Origin of the sequence: Pseudomonas sp. FBF18, from assembly GCF_024261405.1 — a bacterium.
GTDB lineage: Bacteria > Pseudomonadota > Gammaproteobacteria > Pseudomonadales > Pseudomonadaceae > Aquipseudomonas > Aquipseudomonas palmensis.
Genome location: NZ_QKRS01000023.1, coordinates 25283 through 41729 on the forward strand (window position 1 = coordinate 25283; position 16447 = coordinate 41729).

The window sequence follows — 16447 nt, forward strand, 5'->3', positions numbered from 1 at the left end:
TTGTCCTTGTAGCCCGCCAGGCCCGAAGGCCTGGCAGGTGTCATGCGGTTTTCAGGCTGACCAGCCCATTCAACACCTGATCCAGCCCGCCGAATACCGAAATCCGGTCGATGCGCTCGGCCACCCGCTCCAGGGTTTCCAGCTCCTTCAGGCGCAGGGCCGTCGGGTTGTCTTCCATGACCTTGGCGGTGTTGAGCAGCGAACGGGTCGCCGAGGTTTCCTCGCGGCGCCGGATCACGTTGGCCTGGGCCGCCTTCTCCGCCTCCACCACTTGCGCCAGCAGGGTCTTCATTTCACCCGGCAGAATGATGTCGCGCACGCCCAGGCCGCTGACCTCGATGCCGCTGCCCACCAGTTTCTCGGCCAGGTACTGGCTGACGGTGTCGTCGATCAGTTGCTTGTTCTCCAGCAGCTCGTCGAGGGTACGCGTGCCCACGGCCGCACGCAGGCCGAACTGCACCTCGCGGTACAGGTGCTCCAGCGGTTTGCTGAGGCTGGCGAAGGCCATCAGCACGTCGCTGTAGCGCCAGTTGGCCGCCAGGTTCAGGCGCAGGCTGACCTTGTCGCGGGTGAGGATCTCCTGGCCGCTGACCTCCAGCGACTGGATGCGCATGTCGACCATGTCGACGCTCACCTGGCGGTTGAAGCGCCAGAAGCCGTACTGACCGGCCGGCAGCAGCTCGACAACTGCGCCATCGACCTTGAGCACGCCCACATGGAAGGCCGGCACCGGCGCCAGCAGCACCGCATCCAGCCCGGCCAGGGTGCGACCGCGCAGCTTGGGCTGGCCGAGCTGGCCGAGCAGGGTCGGCTCCAGGCGATAGCTGTGGGTCAGGTCGATGCGCTGCAGGGTCTGCGCGCTCTGGCCCTTCCAGTACAACTGGCGGCTGCCCGGTGGCAGCAGTTCCGCCAGTGCGCCATCCTCGAAACGCAGGCCCACTTCGTGTTCGGCCAGGTCCATGCGCTCGAAGTACTGATCCACCACCGCCGGCTCGCTCTGGCGCAGGTAGCCGGCCAGGCGGTGCTCGAAGCGCGGGGTGTTGAGACTGAAGGTTTCCACCGTCAGCCGGTTATGCAGGTCAAAGCGCTGATGCACGCCCGGTTCCAGGATCGACACGAAGTCGCCCTCGCAGAACAGCAGGCCGCGTTCGTTCTTTTTCACGATGAAGCGCTTGAGCAGTTTCATTCTGTATTTCCCTTTCAATGAATTCCGTGGTGCCGGTGCTGCCGGTACGCCGAGCGCTGCAGGTGGGGCCTGGGGGGAGGTGCACGCGCCGGGACATCAGAGTCCTTTGCCGACCGAGTCCTTCGGTCCGACGTTGCGCCTTGCCCCGGGCCCGGCCAGCAGGCCGGGCGTACCAGCGGTGGCGGGGGCGTCCTTCGCGACAGTCAGCCATCCTGGCTGCAAGTGCGTTGCCCTCGCCTCACCGGCGGGTGTTACGGGTACAGCTACCGTGGAGGGTATGTAACGAGTTCTAGGCTCGTTGGCGGCCCCATCCGGGGTTGCGCCAGCGACCGGTCGTTGCGGCGGCGGCATGCACGACACCAACACCAGGGGTGGGCTCGTGCACCGGTGGGGTTGTGAACCCCGACCCGTTGGCCTGCTTGGCGATGCGGTCGAAAGCGTTATTGCGAGGGGCGTGCCAGGTTTCGTAAAAGCGCTAGAATTTATTTTCAACTAATTGATTTATAAGTGTTTTATTTTCATCTTCGTTAAATCAACCTGCGCACCGGGCAAATGCTTGAGGGCTTTTATGTATACTTTTATCTCTTCATTTATCCAAAAAGATAAACAGCATGCACAAGCGCAGCGTTGCCATCGGCTTCATCGGTACCACCCTCGACCGCAACGGAAAGGGTGCCGCGCGCTGGAACAAGTGGCGGCCCACCGTCGCGCTGTGCCAGCAGCCTGATCTTTCGATCGACCGCCTGGAGCTGATTCACGGCAAGAGCGAACGTGATCTGGGCCTGGCCGAGCGCCTGCGCGAGGATGTACTCAGCGTGTCGCCCCACACCGAGGTGCGCCTGCACCGCTTGGCTCTGCACAACCCGTGGGATTTCGAAGAGATGTACGGCGCGCTGCATGACTTCGCCAGCAGCTACCACTTCGACACCGAGCACGAGGACTACCTGGTGCACATCACCACCGGCACCCACGTTGCGCAGATCTGCTGGTTTCTGCTGACCGAGGCGCGCTACCTGCCGGCGCGACTGGTACAGACCTCGCCGGCGCGCGGCAAGGAAGAAGAGCGTGACCCGGCCGGCACCAGCACGCTGATCGACCTCGACCTGTCGCGCTATGACCACATCGCTTCGCGCTTTCAGCGCGAGCAGGCGCACAGCCTGGCGTTTCTCAAGGCCGGCATCGCCACGCGCAACGTGGCGTTCAACCACTCCATCGAGCAGATCGAGCGCGTCGCCCTGCGCTCCACCGCCCCGATGCTGCTGGTGGGGCCGACCGGTGCCGGCAAGTCGTTCCTGGCCCGGCGCATCCATGAACTCAAGCGCACGCGCCACCAGCTGGAGGGCCGCTTCGTCGAAGTGAACTGCGCCACGCTGCGCGGCGACGGCGCCATGTCGAGCCTGTTCGGGCATATCAAGGGCGCCTTCACGGGAGCACAGAACGCCCGCGACGGCCTGCTGCGCGCCGCCGACGGCGGCATGCTGTTTCTCGACGAAATCGGCGAACTGGGCGCCGACGAACAGGCCATGCTGCTCAAGGCCATCGAAGAGAAGCGCTTCTTCCCGATGGGCGCAGACAACGAGGTGCAAAGCGACTTCCAGCTGATCGCCGGCACCCACCGTGACCTGCGCAAGCAGGTGGCCGAAGGGCTGTTTCGCGAAGACCTGTATGCGCGCATCAACCTGTGGACCTTCGAACTGCCGGGGCTGGCCGGGCGGCGCGAAGACATCGAGCCGAACATCGATTTCGAACTGCAGCGCCACGCCCGCGAACAGGGCCGCAACGTGCGCTTCAACCTTGAAGCCAAGCGCCAGTACCTGGCGTTCGCCCATTCACCGCAAGCACGCTGGGCCGGCAACTTTCGCGAGCTGTCGGCCTCGATCACGCGCATGGCGACCCTGGCCGACAGCGGACGCATCGACGAGCCCCTGGTCAGCGAAGAGATCTCCCGGCTGCAACGGGCCTGGGGGGTTGCCGCGCCCACCGAGCCGTTGCTTGAAGGGCGTGAGCTGGACCTGTTCGACCGCCTGCAACTGGAGGCCGTGCTGCGGGTGTGTCGCGATGCCCGCTCGCTGTCCGACGCAGGGCGCCAGCTGTTTGCGGTGTCGCGCCAGGACAAGGAAAAACCCAACGATGCCGACCGCCTGCGCAAATACCTGGCGCGCTTCGAACTGGACTGGAACCAGCTGCGCAGCTGAGCTGCCATGCTAGAATCCGCGCCCCGGCCGTATTGGCCGGCACACTTTCCCTTCCACCGAAAAAGGACTCTCGGTCTTGTCGTTCATGACATCTCCTCGTCTGCACTTTGCCACCCTCAGCCTGTTCACCGCCCTGAGCCTTACCGCCACCGCCAGCTTCGCCGACGAAGACGAGGCCGTTGCCAAGGGCCGCTGGCAGGGCCTGGCCGGCATGGCCAACCTCTACCTGAACGATGCCGACGCACAGGAATTCATCGATGCCGGCGACAAGGAGAAAAGCGAGCACGACAACATGGCTGGCGCCCTGGCCTATTACCTGACGGCCGCACGCCTGGACCCGAAGAACGCCTATGCGTCCTACCAGGCCGGCGCCGCCCTGGCCTCGATGGAGAAGTTCGATCTGGCTGGCGACCTGCTCGACCAGGCCCGCGAGCGCGGTTTCTGGCAGGCCGTGATCCTGCGTGACGACGACGAGCTGGAGAGCATGAAGGACGCACCGGCCTACAAGAAACTGCTGCAGAGCGCCGAGGCCAACTACGCCAAACAGGCCAAGGATGCCGGTGCGGCGGCGTTCAGCATCCCCGAAGGCAAGGCCCCGGCCGGCGGCTGGCCGGTAGTGGTGTGGTTGTCCGGCTACGGCACCGAAGGCAGCAAGGGCATTCGCATGCGTGAAGAGCTGGTGGGCGAACGCGCCGTACTGGTGGGCGTGAACGGCACGCTCAAGCGCGACGAGGGCCAGTTCATGTGGCAGCAACACTCGGTCGAGCCGACCGAGAAAGCCGTGGCGGCCGCGCTCAAGGCCCTGGAAAAGCAGACCCGCATCGACCGCTCGAACGTGGCGCTGATCGGCTTTTCCCAGGGCGCCGAACATGCGGCGCACCTGATCGCCGAATACCCGCAGCATTACAGCGGCGCAGTACTGCTGTCGCCGGGCGGCTTTCGCATTCCATTCGCCGTGCAGAAGGCCAAGGACAAGCGCATCGTGATCGTGCACGGCGCCAAGGAGCATTCGAGCAACCTGGAACTGACCGCAACCACGCAGAAGGCGTTCGAAGGCAGCAACCCGGTGCAAAGCCACGAACACCCGGCCGGGCACACCTTCCAGGATGACTGGGAAACGGCGTATCGCGGGTACCTCGATTACGCGTTGGGGCTGACCCCGGCGGGCTGACTACAGCGCGGCTTTCGCCAGCAAGGCCGGCTCCTGCAGGGTTGGGATAAACGGCAGGAGTCAGCCATGCTGACGAAGAACCCTTCGAGATCTGTCCAAAAGTCCTACAGCAGGCCCCAAAAAACCATTCTATGCTTGCACCTGAGTTCGACGCCCCTGTGGCTCGAAGCTGGGGGGCTGTTATCGATGCACCGGGGCGCCGCAAGCCAATCCCGACACCGATACAGCCCCTCTTTTTTTTGCCTCAGCGCAGCCCCAACTGCCCACGCAGGTAGTCATACAGCCCCGACGCACTCTTGCGATAGCCATCAGCCGTCAGGTGCACCAGGTCGCCTCGCGCCAGCCCCTCTGCCTGCCACCGCGCAATCGAGCACTCCCCGCCCATGTAGGCCTGCCAGTCCCAGAACAGCACGTTGGCCTGGCGTGCCACCTGGCGCTGGATCTGCACCACCTGCGGCAACGACTGCGGGCGCCGCGTCGCGCAGGTGCGCGCGCCACGCTGCTTGATCGAGTCCGAAGGCCCCACCAGCAGGATCACCGCCCGTGGCTGCACCCGCTTGAGCTGGGCCACGGTACGGCGCAACTGGTCACGGTACTTGGCCATGTCCAGGGTGTTGTCGAACGCCTCGTTGGTGCCATAGGCCAGAATGATCAGGTCCGGGCGCAGGGCCTTGAGGTTTTCCTGCCAGCCAGCCTGCCATTTGTCCTGCACCTCCAGCCGCGCACCATTGATGCCCAGGGCCGAATAGGTCACCCCGGCGTTCTTCTGGCCCTGGATGTACCAGCCACCCAGCACCGTGCCCGGGTGGGCATTCAGGCTCATGTCCACCGGCAGGCTGATGCTGTTGAGCGGCGGGCTGAAGCGCCACTGCCCGTTGCTTGCGGCCAGCATCACGCGGCGCGCCGCGTTCTGCCCGCCACGGGCGGTAAGGCTGCTGTTCTCCCGCGCCTGGTACAGGGCCGAGATACGGTAGCGCTGGGCACTGGGCTCGCGCGCCTCCAGGCGCACGCTCGGGTTCGCCGCCAGCGGTACCGACAGGTAGCCCCCCAGCGGGAACTGGGTGCTTTGCTGGTTGCGCGCCGACACCAGCTCCCACTGGCGCCTGGCCGTCTTGAGGATCAGGTTGTCGTAGCGCGTGCCAGGTACCGGTGTCGCCGCCACAAAGCCTATGCCGCCATCGCCGTACTGCGACTGCAGCAGGCGACGCATCTCGCCGCTGAACAGGTCGGCGGCAGTGTGCGAATCTCCGAATTGCACGATATTGACCGGTGTGCGACTGGAGGTGCGCAGCTTGCCGGCCAGCACCGCAAGGTTGCCGTCACGGCTGCCGGTCGCCTTCTGCTGCACGGCGAGGGGGCGCGCGGCCGGCGCGTTGACCGCCGCCACCGGGCTGCAGCCCGGCAGCGCGCAGATAAGCGCCGCCAGCACCAGGATGTTGTGCGCTCGGCGCATGCTCAGTGTCCCGTTACGGTCAGGCCCGGGAAGGCGATCATCGACAGTACCTGCTCGGCGATCAGCTTCTGGCCCGTGGTGGTGAAGTGGATGCCGTCGTCGACACGGGTCTTGACCCGTTTGCCCTGGCTGTTCTGCAGGGTATAGGAGAACTCGTCGGCCTGGTAACCGAGCACGCCGTTGGCCGACACGTAATGCTGCTGGTACAGCTGCGCCTGGCTTTCATACAGCCCGCTGAGATAGGCCATGGCCGTCGACAACCTGGGCTTTTGCATGTTGGGCGGGCCGACCCAGATCACCTGCACATTGTGCGCGCGGGCCTCGTCCAGGATCCGGTCGATGCGCTTGCGGTACAGCGCCTCCCACTCAGGCGATTTGAAACGCAGGAACGGCTTGCCCTTGGACTCGGGCATGTCCCACGGGTCGTTCGGGCCCAGGAACACCACCATCAGGCGGATGTTGGGGTGATTCTGCAGCGTGTCGGACACCGTCTGCGGCCAGTTGAAAAAACCGGGGTACGCCAGGCCCGTGCTCTGGCGGCTGAGGTTGACGCTCTTGATCTGGTAGCGCTTGAGCAAGGTGTTGGCCAGGTGCGGCGCCACGCCCTGCATCAGCGAGTCGCCCACCAGGAACACTTCGTCGCCAGCCGCCAGGCTCACGGCCTTGGGCGGCTGCCCCGGCACCAGCGGTTGCGCCGCCACCTTGACCGGTTGCGCGGCGGGCGCCTGCGCCACAACCGGCGGCACTGTCGCTGGCTGCACTGCAGGAGGCCTGGCCGCAGGTGTCGGCGCCACCACCGGTACCTTGGCAGGCGCCGGCGCCTTGGCATGGGGCTGCGCCAGGTCGACCAGCACCACCGGCATACTGGGCGGCAGCTCGACCGTCGGCACGCCCTCGGCCTGGGCCAGCAGGGTCTGGCGCTCCAGGCTGTCGATGAAGCTGCTGCGCGCATCCCCCAGGGCCTGGGTCAGGTTGCCGCCCAGGCGCCACGCCTGGCTCTGCCCTACCCAGGGCAGCTCGCAGCTCTGGTGGTACTTCTGCTGGCAGTACAGGCTGATGGAGTTCTGGTTCAGCCAGAACAGCAGCAAGGTGGTGACCAGGATCGCGTACAGCACCTTGGCCGCGCCCATTTGCGTCTTGAACAGCTGACCGGTACTAGAAGCTTGCATAGATGAACCCCGGCACGCCCGATTGCGAAGCGAAGATGACCAACGACACGAACAACCCCAGCGGGATCGGGTAGAGCTGCCAGGGCAGCCGGCTGCTGGCGGCAAAACCCTGGCGCAGCAGCGCCAGCACCTGCGGGTACACCGCGATGTACAGCACGCAGCCCAGCAACAGCAGGCCGGTGGGGCTCAACAGCCCGCCCAGGCTCAGGCCGGCGATGCCGCCGAGCATGTCCAGCGCATCATCCAGGCTCGCGCAGCGAAAGAAGATCCAGGCGAAGGCGACGTAGTGGAAGGTGAGCAGGCGCGCCAGCACATCCGCGCCCGGCCAGCGCATCGGTTGTGGCAGCACGTAGGTGGAGGCCTTGTACAGCGCCAGCCCCACGCCGTGCAGCGCCCCCCAGATGATGAAGTTGAGGCTCGCGCCGTGCCACAGGCCGGAAACCAGCATCGCCAGCAGCATGTTCAGGTTGCCGCGCCATACGCCCTGGCGGTTGCCGCCCAGCGGGATGTACACGTAGTCGCGAATGAAGGTCGACAGGCTGATGTGCCAGCGCCCCCAGAACTCCTTGAGGTTGCGGGCCGCGTAGGGCGCATTGAAGTTGGCCGGCAGGCGAAAGCCCAGCAGCAGCGCCACACCGGTCACCAGGTTGGTGTAGCCGCTGAAGTTCAGGTAGATCAGCAGGCTGTAGCCGTACACGCTCAGCAGCAGTTGCTCGGCGCTGAAGCCGCTTGGGGTCTCGAACACCGGGTCGACCCACTCGCTGCCCAGCCAGGCACTGAAGAAGAACAGCTTGACCACCGCCAGCGCAATCAGCCCCAGCGCCCGTTGCGGCTCCAGCACCTGGCGGATCTGCGCCGGGCGAATCTGCGGCAGCATGTGCGCGGCGCGGTTGACCGGGCCGGCCACCAGGCTGGGGAAGAAGGCCAGGTACAGGGCCAGGTCCAGCGGCGCGGCCGGGGCCATTTCACCGCGGTTGATCGACACCAGGTAGCTGACCGAATGGAAGGTGTAGAACGACAGCCCGATCGGCAGCAGCACCTCCAGCACCGGCAGCGAGACGTCCAGGCCCAGGTCGGCCAGCGCGGCCTGCACGCCCCCCACGAAGAATTCCTGGTACTTGAAGACATAGAAGCAGCCCAGCACCAGCAGCAACACCATCAGGTAGGTGAAACGCCGTCCGGGATGTCGCGCGCTGAACAGCCCCAGCAGGTAGACCAGCAGGGTGTAGCCGAGCAGGATGTACAGCGAATCGAGGCTGAAGCTTGCGACCAGCGCATAGCTGCCCGCCAGCAGCAGGACGTTCTGCAGGCGAACGCTCCAGCAAAGGCTCCAGTAGACCGCGAAAAACAGAGTGAAGCAGAGGCCGAACTCGATCGAAAGAAAGCTCACAACGTAGTCCATTACGCGACATGGAAGGGGGGACCCTGACCCGGATACAACCCGCGGCGCAGAGCGGGCGCGATTATGGCAGACAGCAGTGAGCCCCCACAATGCAAGCAGTGCAGGAAAATCAAGCCTGTTCCCACGGCATTTATGCAACAGAATGCGACGAAAGATCACAGGCGCTGATTTGCTCCCCCTGCCCTGCTCTGCTAGTGTCGCGCCGTTCAAACCGCCACCAGAGACAGCCGCCATGGCCCGAAAAAAAGCTGCCATTGACTTCGAGCAATCCCTTGCCGACCTGCAAGCGCTGGTCGAACGCCTGGAGAACGGCGAACTGTCGCTGGAAGACTCGCTGACCGCCTTCGAGCAAGGCATCGGCCTGACCCGCGATTGCCAGAGCGCCCTGACCCAGGCCGAGCAGAAGGTCCAGGTGCTGCTGGAGCGCGACGGCGAGTTGCGCGCCGAGCCGTTCGACGCGGAACAGCCAGAATGATTGCCGCCTACCAGGCCCGTTGCCAGGCCCAGGTGGATGCCGCGCTGGAAACCCTGTTCCACGCCCCCTCGAGCGAACTCGAGCGCCTGTATGCCGCCATGCGCTACAGCGTGATGAACGGCGGCAAGCGGGTACGCCCGCTGCTGGCCTATGCCGCCTGCGAGGCGCTGGGTGGCGCCAGCAGCGATGCCGACGGCGCCGCCTGCGCAGTCGAGCTGATCCACGCCTATTCGCTGGTGCATGACGACCTGCCGGCAATGGACGACGACGACCTGCGTCGCGGCCAGCCCACCACCCACAAGAAATTCGACGAGGCCTGCGCGATCCTGGCCGGCGACGGCTTGCAGAGCCTGGCCTTCAGCGCCCTGCTCGACCCGCGCCTGAGCCCGCAGAGCGATGCCATTCGCCTGGCCATGGTGCAGGCCGTGGCCCAGGGCGCCGGCCCCGCCGGCATGGTCGGTGGCCAGGCCATCGACTTGGGCTCGGTGGGGCTCAAGCTCGATCAGACCGCGCTGGAGTACATGCACCGGCACAAGACCGGCGCGCTGATCGAAACCAGCGTCAAGGTTGGCGCCCTGGCCAGCGCGCGGGCCGATGCCCAGACGCTTGCGGCCTTGCAGCAGTATGCCCAGGCCATCGGCCTGGCGTTCCAGGTGCAGGACGACATCCTGGATGTCGAGAGCGATACCGCGACCCTGGGCAAGCGCCAGGGCGCAGATATCGCCCGCGACAAGCCGACCTACCCGGCATTGCTGGGGCTCGAAGCCGCCAAGGCCTATGCGCTGGAACTGCGCGACCAGGCGCTGGCAGCGCTGGCTGGGTTCGATGACAAGGCCGAGCCGCTGCGCGCGTTGGCGCGGTACATCGTCGAACGCCGCAGTTGACCGCAGCGGCCCTTCGCCGGCAATGCCGGCTCCTGCATCGAACCCTGTAGGAGCCGGCATTGCCGGCGAAACGCGCACCACATACCTCAATGGGCAGCCTTCACCGCAATAAGGTAAACTGCCGCCTCATCACACCTATAACGATTCGCCTGATGCCCACGACGTTTCAAGAGATCCCCCGCGAACGCCCGGTCACGCCGCTGCTTGACCGTGCCGATACGCCAGCCGGCCTGCGTCGTCTGGCCGAAGCCGACCTGGAGAAACTGGCCGACGAACTGCGCCAGGAGCTGCTCTATAGCGTCGGCCAGACCGGCGGGCACTTCGGTGCCGGCCTGGGCGTCATCGAACTGACGATCGCCCTGCACTACGTCTTCGACACTCCGGACGACCGGCTGGTGTGGGATGTGGGCCACCAGGCGTATCCGCACAAGATCCTCACGGGTCGGCGCGAACGCATGCACAGCCTGCGTCAGAAGGACGGCCTGGCCGCCTTCCCGCGCCGCGTCGAGAGCGAGTACGACACCTTTGGCGTCGGGCACTCCAGCACCTCGATCAGCGCCGCGCTGGGCATGGCCATCGCCGCCCGCCTGCAGAACCAGGCACGCAAGTCGATTGCAGTGATCGGTGACGGCGCGCTCACCGCCGGCATGGCCTTCGAGGCGTTGAACCACGCCCAGGAAGTCAACGCCGACATGCTGGTGATCCTCAACGACAACGACATGTCGATTTCGCGCAATGTCGGCGGCCTGTCCAACTACCTGGCCAAGATCCTCTCCAGCCGCACCTATGCAAGCATGCGCGAGGGCAGCAAGAAGGTGCTGTCGCGCCTGCCCGGCGCCTGGGAGATCGCCCGCCGCACCGAAGAGTATGCCAAGGGCATGCTGGTGCCCGGCACCCTGTTCGAAGAGCTGGGCTGGAATTACATCGGCCCGATCGACGGCCACGACCTGCCCACCCTGATCGCCACCCTGCGCAACATGCGCGACCTCAAGGGGCCGCAGTTCCTGCACGTGGTGACCAAGAAGGGCAAGGGTTTCGCCCCGGCCGAGGTCGACCCGATCGGCTACCACGCGATCACCAAGCTCGAACCGCTGGACGCCCCGGCCACCGCGCCGAAAAAGGCCGCCGGGCCGAAGTACTCGGCGGTGTTCGGCCAGTGGCTGTGCGACATGGCCGCCGCCGACCAGCGCCTGGTGGGCATCACCCCCGCCATGAAGGAAGGCTCGGACCTGGTGGCGTTCAGCGAACGCTACCCCGAGCGCTACTTCGACGTGGCGATTGCCGAGCAGCACGCGGTGACGCTGGCGGCGGGCATGGCCTGCGAGGGCGCCAAGCCGGTGGTGGCGATCTATTCGACCTTCCTGCAGCGCGCCTACGACCAACTGATCCATGACGTGGCGGTGCAGAACCTCGACGTGCTGTTCGCCATCGACCGCGCCGGCCTGGTGGGCGAAGACGGCCCGACCCACGCCGGCAGCTTCGACCTGTCGTTCCTGCGCTGCATCCCCGGCATGCTGGTGATGACCCCCAGCGACGAGAACGAACTGCGCAAGATGCTCAGCACCGGACACCTGTACAACGGCCCTGCCGCCGTGCGCTACCCGCGTGGCAGCGGGCCGAACGCGACGATCGACGGCGACCTTGAGCCGCTGGAGATCGGCAAGGGCGTGATTCGCCGCCAGGGCAGCAAGGTCGCCCTGCTGGTGTTCGGTGTGCAACTGGCCGAAGCGCTGAAGGTGGCCGAAAACCTGGATGCCACCGTGGTCGACATGCGTTTCGTCAAGCCGCTGGATGAAGCGCTGGTGCGCGAGCTGGCCGGCAGCCATGAACTGCTGGTGACCATCGAAGAGAACGCCATCATGGGCGGCGCCGGCTCTGCGGTCAGCGAGTTCCTGAGCGCTGAAGGCGTGCTCAAGCCGATGCTGCACCTGGGCTTGCCGGATGTGTACGTCGAGCATGCCAAGCCGGCGCAGATGCTGGCCGAATGCGGGCTGGATGCTGCCGGGATCGAGGCTTCGGTGCGTCAGCGGATGCAACTGCTGGGCCTTTAGACCCTTTCGCCAGCCAGGCTTGCTCCTGCCTGCAGGAGCAAGCCTGGCTGGCGAAGGGCGCATCAGCCCAGCTGACGCGGTACCCGGTACAGGTAAAGGATCACCACGCTGGCGATGGCCAGCAGAATCTGCGGCACTCCCTCCAGGCCCACGAACACCGACAGTGCGGCCACCCACGCCGGCAGGCAGGCAAACAGCATCGACACACGGCGAACCCGCGCCAGCTCTATCCAGGCCGCCGGCTCTTCAGCGCTGTTCAGCGCCTTTTCAGTGGCAATCAATGCACGCTTGTAGGCGCTGAAACGCGGCAGGCTGAAGAACATCGAGGCCAGCCCGGCCAGAAACACCGGCATCACCAGCAGCGGGACACGCGCCACGCTGCCCCCGAACGCCCAGCCGAACACCAGCAGCGGCGCCAGGGCAATCGCGAAGAACTGCCACCAGGCGAACGCCAGCCGCCGCTTGACCTGGCCGCGGGTCACGCCCGACCGGCCTCGCCCTGGTGCTCGTTGCCCATCATGTGGCCGAGCTTGCCGGCCTTGGTGGCCAGGTAGTGCTTGTTGTGCGGATTGTGCCCGGTGTGCAGCGGCACGCGCTCGGCTACCGCAATGCCCATGGCGGTGAGGGCTTTTACCTTGCGCGGGTTGTTGGTCATCAGGCGCAATGACGTGACGCCCAGGTGCTCGAGCATCGGCTGGCACATGGCGTAGTCACGCTGGTCGGCGGCAAAGCCCAGGCGCTCGTTGGCCTCGACGGTGTCGGCGCCGCCGTCCTGCAGTTCGTAGGCGCGAATCTTGTTCAGCAGGCCGATGCCACGGCCCTCCTGACGCAGATACAGCAGCACGCCACGGCCTTCGCGGGCGATGGCCTGAAGAGCGGCCTCCAGCTGCGAACCACAGTCGCAGCGCTGGCTGAACAGCGCATCGCCGGTCAGGCATTCGGAATGCAGGCGCCCCAGTACCGGCTCGCCATCGGCTACATCACCCAGGCTGAGCACAACGTGCTCGCGGCCGGTGGCTTCGTCGAGAAAACCATGCATGGTGAACGTGGCAAAGGGGGTGGGCAGCTTGGAAGCGGCAACAAAGACGACGGGCACCTTGTGCTCCTGATCAATAACGTGAAATTTGATGTGCGCCGATTGTAACAGCAGCGTAAGGCAGGTGCTTAGGCTGAATTCTTGGGCAAACAGATCGAGAAGTTAGATGCTGGCACGTGCGCCCTGCCCGGAATCGGGAACGGATACGGCTGCTGCCAGCGCTCGAAGATCTCGCGCAATTCACCGCTGGCGATCAATTCGTCCATGCGCCGATCGAACAGCGCCCGGAGCGCACAGGCCTGCTCGGTCCTGGCAAAGGCCAGGTACAACGGCAACTCGGCGATGTGGGTGCGGCGGAACCGGGCCTTGTCACGGGCCTGGTTGTACACGTAGTCCACCTCGGTCTGGGCATCGATGTAGAAGTCCACGCGCTTGAGTTCGAGCATCGGCAGGATGCCGTCGCGCCGCTGCACCTCGCGAAACTCCTTCACATCGGGCAGGTAGCGCTGGTACTCGTAGCCACGCACCCAGGAGAGCTTGTAGCGGCCGATGGTGGCGGCGCTCGGCACCGGCAGGCTGGCCAGGCCCAGGGCGTAGATATGGTCCTGGTCGAAGGCGTTGCGCGGGTAGAGGTAGTCGTTGCTTTCCTGCTCGTAGGAGCCGACCCAGGCATCGGCCTCGGCGCGCTTGACCAGGCCCACGGCGCGACTGTAGGGCACGCTGATGGCGAGCACCTTGACCCCCGCCGGCTCGAACACCTTGCGCAGCACGTCCCAGGCCATGCCGCGCCCTTCGACGTCGGTGTAGTCCGGCCAGATCTCGCTGGCCAGGCGCACCTCCTGCGGCAACGCGGTCGGCTCGCCAGCGCAGGCGATGCCGCCACCCAGCGCCAACACCAGCAGCAACACTCGCCATGCGCGCATCAGGCCACTCCCTTCAGGTGAAACTCCACACCAGCGCCTGCATGCCCAACCAGGCGAACACGCCGGCCAGCACGTCATCGAACATGATGCCGAAACCGCCATGCACATGCCGGTCGATCCAGCGGATCGGCCACGGCTTGAGTATGTCGAAGAAGCGGAACATCAGAAAGCCTGCCAACAACCATAGCCAACCTTCCGGTACCAGCCAGAGGGTTATCCACATGCCGACCATCTCGTCCCAGACGATGCCCTCGTGGTCATGCACGCCCAGGTCGTCGGCGACCTTGCCGCACAACCATACGCCGAACAGCATGGTCAGCCCCAGCATCAGCCAGTAGCCCCAGTCGGGCAGCATCTGCCACAGCGGGATGAACGGCACGGCCACCAGCGAACCCCAGGTGCCCGGCGCCTTGGGCAGGGTGCCGGAGCCGAAGCCGAAGGCCAGAAAATGCCAGGGGTTGCGCCAGACTGAAGGCGGCACGTTTTCTGCCGGCACCTGATTGGGGTGATCGGTCACGGTGTCTCCCTAAAAATGTTGATAACCCCGCGTGCGCGGGGTGATGTCCGCCCCGGCGTGGTCACGCAGGCTGACGCCGCTGCCCGCCTCCACCCGACCGACCACGTGCACCGGCCAGCCGGCAGCCTGCAGGCCGGCCAGGTGCGCGGGGGGCAAGGTGAAGGCAATCACGTAGTCGTCGCCACCGGTGAGCGCGGCCTGTCGCGCACCTTCCAGGCCCAACAGGCCCTGCAGCGCCGCACCCAGCGGCAGCTGTTCGAGCGACAGCACAATCGACACGCCCGAGGCCGTGGCAATGTGTCCGCAATCGGCCAGCAGGCCATCGGAGATATCCAGCGCCGCGCTGGCCTTGCCTCGCAGCGCCTGACCCAGCGCCAGTTGCGGTGGCGGCGACCAGTAGTGCGCCAGCAGCGGCTCGGCCAGCGCCACCGCCGCCTCGCGTTCGCCCAGCACCAGCGGCAAGGCCCCGGCAGCGTTGCCCATCTCACCACCGACACACACCAGGTCACCAGGCCGCGCACCGCTGCGCGTCAGGGCCTGGCCGGCAGGCACGCGGCCGAACACGGTCATGGTCAGGCTCAGCGGCCCATGGGTGGTGTCCCCGCCTACCAGGCTCAGGCCGCATTGTCGGGCCATCAGGTTCAGACCCTGGGCATAGGCCTTCAGCCAATCGGCGTGAACCGTCGGCAGGGTCAGGGCAAGGGTAAAGGCCACGGGGGTGGCGCCCATGGCTGCCAGGTCACTGGCAGCCACCGCCAGCGAGCGCTGGCCGAGCAGGAACGGGTCGCACACAGCCGGGAAATGCACCCCGGCCACCAGCGTGTCGGTGGACACGGCCAGTTGCTCGCCGGCCGGCAGCGCCAGCAGGGCGCAATCGTCGCCGATCCCCAGGGCGACCCCGTCGCCGGCCTGCGCACAGGGCGCGGCGGCGAAGTAGTGGCGGATCAGCTCGAATTCACCCATGGGCAGGCAGCGCCGCAATCAGCGCTTGAACGCCTTCACTTCGGCTTCGCGCAGCCGCGGTGCGAGCTTGTCGAGCACACCGTTGACGAACTTGTGCCCGTCAGTGGCGCCGTACACCTTGGCCAGCTCGATACCTTCGTTGATGACCACGCGATAAGGCACGTCTACCCGCTTGATCAGCTCCCAGGTGGACAGGCGCAGCACCGACAGCTCGACCGGATCGAGCTCTTCGAGCACGGTGTCCAGGCAAGGCGCGAGGGCCTTGTCGATTTCTTCCTTGATCGCCGGCACGCCGTGCAGGATCTCGCGGAAGTAGGCACCGTCGACATCGGTGAAATCGTTATCGACCCGGAACTGCGCTTCGATCTCGTTCAGCGAGTGCTTGGCCATGTGCCACTGGTACAGCGCCTGGGTCGCGAGCTTGCGGGCTTCGCGACGCTTGGCGCTCTTGGAGGGCTTGCCAGCATCCGCAGGTTTTGGATCGCGCGGGTTGAAACGATCGCTTTCGTCGCTAATCACTTGGCCTCCAACTGCGCCAGCAGGCTGACCATTTCCAGGGCGGACAGGGCCGCTTCGGCGCCCTTGTTGCCGGCCTTGGTGCCGGAACGCTCGATGGCCTGTTCGATCGAATCGACGGTCAGGACACCGAAGGCAACCGGCACGCCGAACTCCATGGACACCTGGGCCAGGCCCTTGGTGCATTCGCCCGCCACGTATTCGAAGTGCGGGGTGCCACCACGGATCACGGCGCCCAGGGCGATGATCGCGGCGTATTCGCTCTGCTGGGCGACCTTCTGTGCCACCAGCGGAATCTCGAACGCACCCGGTGCACGGATGATGGTGATGTCGCTTTCGCTCACGCCGTGGCGAACCAGGGCATCAACGGCACCGCTTACCAGGCTTTCGACGACGAAGCTGTTGAAGCGGCCAACCACCAAAGCATAGCGACCTTTGGGGGCAATGAAGGTACCTTCGATGGTCTTCAGGGACATTGCGGGGTTCTCATCTTAAAGAGCCAGGCC

Annotated in this window: 16 protein-coding genes; 5 read left to right on the forward strand and 11 right to left on the reverse strand. The window is 65.7% G+C overall.

Annotated features, from left to right (window positions below; genetic code table 11):
* Window positions 1–40: 40 nt before the first annotated feature.
* Entirely contained in the window at window positions 41–1186 is a 1146-nt protein-coding gene (locus DN387_RS24300) for a slipin family protein (protein WP_054916416.1), read from the reverse strand.
* 611 nt (window positions 1187–1797) lie between these two features.
* On the opposite strand from DN387_RS24300, the gene rtcR reads away from it, so the two are divergent.
* Together rtcR and DN387_RS24310 are read left to right on the forward strand one after the other, a co-directional pair.
* Window positions 1798–3381 carry an RNA repair transcriptional activator RtcR gene (gene rtcR / locus DN387_RS24305; RefSeq protein WP_054916417.1) on the forward strand — a complete coding sequence of 528 codons (1584 nt, stop codon included), beginning with the start codon at window positions 1798–1800 and terminating at the stop codon, window positions 3379–3381.
* 85 nt (window positions 3382–3466) lie between these two features.
* Entirely contained in the window at window positions 3467–4552 is a 1086-nt protein-coding gene (locus DN387_RS24310) for an alpha/beta hydrolase (RefSeq protein ID WP_177333013.1), read from the forward strand.
* A 244-nt stretch (window positions 4553–4796) separates the two neighbouring features.
* Here DN387_RS24310 and DN387_RS24315 read toward each other — a convergent pair whose 3' ends face one another.
* Genes DN387_RS24315 through DN387_RS24325 form a run of 3 tightly spaced genes read right to left on the reverse strand, consistent with a single transcriptional unit; the run spans window position 4797 to window position 8564 of the window.
* A complete protein-coding gene (locus DN387_RS24315; RefSeq protein WP_043861881.1) occupies window positions 4797–6005 on the reverse strand; it encodes an SGNH/GDSL hydrolase family protein in 1209 nt (402 codons plus the stop codon).
* Between the two features lie 2 nt (window positions 6006–6007).
* A complete protein-coding gene (locus DN387_RS24320; RefSeq protein ID WP_054916419.1) occupies window positions 6008–7174 on the reverse strand; it encodes an SGNH family hydrolase in 1167 nt (388 codons plus the stop codon).
* Window positions 7161–8564 carry an MBOAT family protein gene (locus DN387_RS24325; RefSeq protein WP_043861883.1) on the reverse strand — a complete coding sequence of 468 codons (1404 nt, stop codon included), beginning with the start codon at window positions 8562–8564 and terminating at the stop codon, window positions 7161–7163. Before DN387_RS24325 ends, DN387_RS24320 begins: the two co-directional genes overlap by 14 nt.
* Before the next feature lie 244 nt (window positions 8565–8808).
* Between DN387_RS24325 and DN387_RS24330 the strand changes: the two genes are divergently transcribed.
* From DN387_RS24330 to dxs, 3 genes are all read left to right on the forward strand, one after another.
* Entirely contained in the window at window positions 8809–9051 is a 243-nt protein-coding gene (locus DN387_RS24330; protein ID WP_043861884.1) for an exodeoxyribonuclease VII small subunit, read from the forward strand.
* A complete protein-coding gene (gene ispA / locus DN387_RS24335; protein ID WP_043861885.1) occupies window positions 9048–9935 on the forward strand; it encodes a (2E,6E)-farnesyl diphosphate synthase in 888 nt (295 codons plus the stop codon). The genes DN387_RS24330 and ispA overlap by 4 nt, the downstream gene beginning before the upstream one ends.
* Before the next feature lie 152 nt (window positions 9936–10087).
* Window positions 10088–11986: a 1-deoxy-D-xylulose-5-phosphate synthase gene (dxs, locus tag DN387_RS24340; RefSeq protein WP_054916420.1), complete on the forward strand. Its 1899-nt coding sequence runs from the start codon at window positions 10088–10090 to the stop codon at window positions 11984–11986.
* A 62-nt stretch (window positions 11987–12048) separates the two neighbouring features.
* Here the strand turns inward: dxs and DN387_RS24345 are convergent, their stop codons facing one another.
* From DN387_RS24345 to ribE, 7 genes are all read right to left on the reverse strand, one after another.
* On the reverse strand, window positions 12049–12468 hold the full coding sequence (locus DN387_RS24345) for a hypothetical protein (protein WP_043861887.1): 420 nt from the start codon (window positions 12466–12468) through the stop codon (window positions 12049–12051).
* On the reverse strand, window positions 12465–13082 hold the full coding sequence (ribA, locus tag DN387_RS24350) for a GTP cyclohydrolase II (protein WP_043861888.1): 618 nt from the start codon (window positions 13080–13082) through the stop codon (window positions 12465–12467). The genes DN387_RS24345 and ribA overlap by 4 nt, the downstream gene beginning before the upstream one ends.
* Window positions 13083–13150: 68 nt before the next feature.
* Window positions 13151–13945: an ABC transporter substrate-binding protein gene (locus DN387_RS24355; protein ID WP_043861889.1), complete on the reverse strand. Its 795-nt coding sequence runs from the start codon at window positions 13943–13945 to the stop codon at window positions 13151–13153.
* 13 nt (window positions 13946–13958) lie between these two features.
* Complete coding sequence (locus tag DN387_RS24360) at window positions 13959–14462, reverse strand: phosphatidylglycerophosphatase A (protein WP_043861890.1); 504 nt, start codon at window positions 14460–14462, stop codon at window positions 13959–13961.
* Between the two features lie 9 nt (window positions 14463–14471).
* Window positions 14472–15425, reverse strand: coding sequence for a thiamine-phosphate kinase (gene thiL / locus DN387_RS24365; protein WP_054916421.1), 954 nt, complete (start codon window positions 15423–15425; stop codon window positions 14472–14474).
* A gap of 18 nt (window positions 15426–15443) precedes the next feature.
* Complete coding sequence (gene nusB, locus DN387_RS24370; protein ID WP_043861892.1) at window positions 15444–15944, reverse strand: transcription antitermination factor NusB; 501 nt, start codon at window positions 15942–15944, stop codon at window positions 15444–15446.
* A complete protein-coding gene (ribE, locus tag DN387_RS24375; protein WP_043861893.1) occupies window positions 15941–16417 on the reverse strand; it encodes a 6,7-dimethyl-8-ribityllumazine synthase in 477 nt (158 codons plus the stop codon). Before ribE ends, nusB begins: the two co-directional genes overlap by 4 nt.
* Window positions 16418–16447 lie beyond the last annotated feature (30 nt).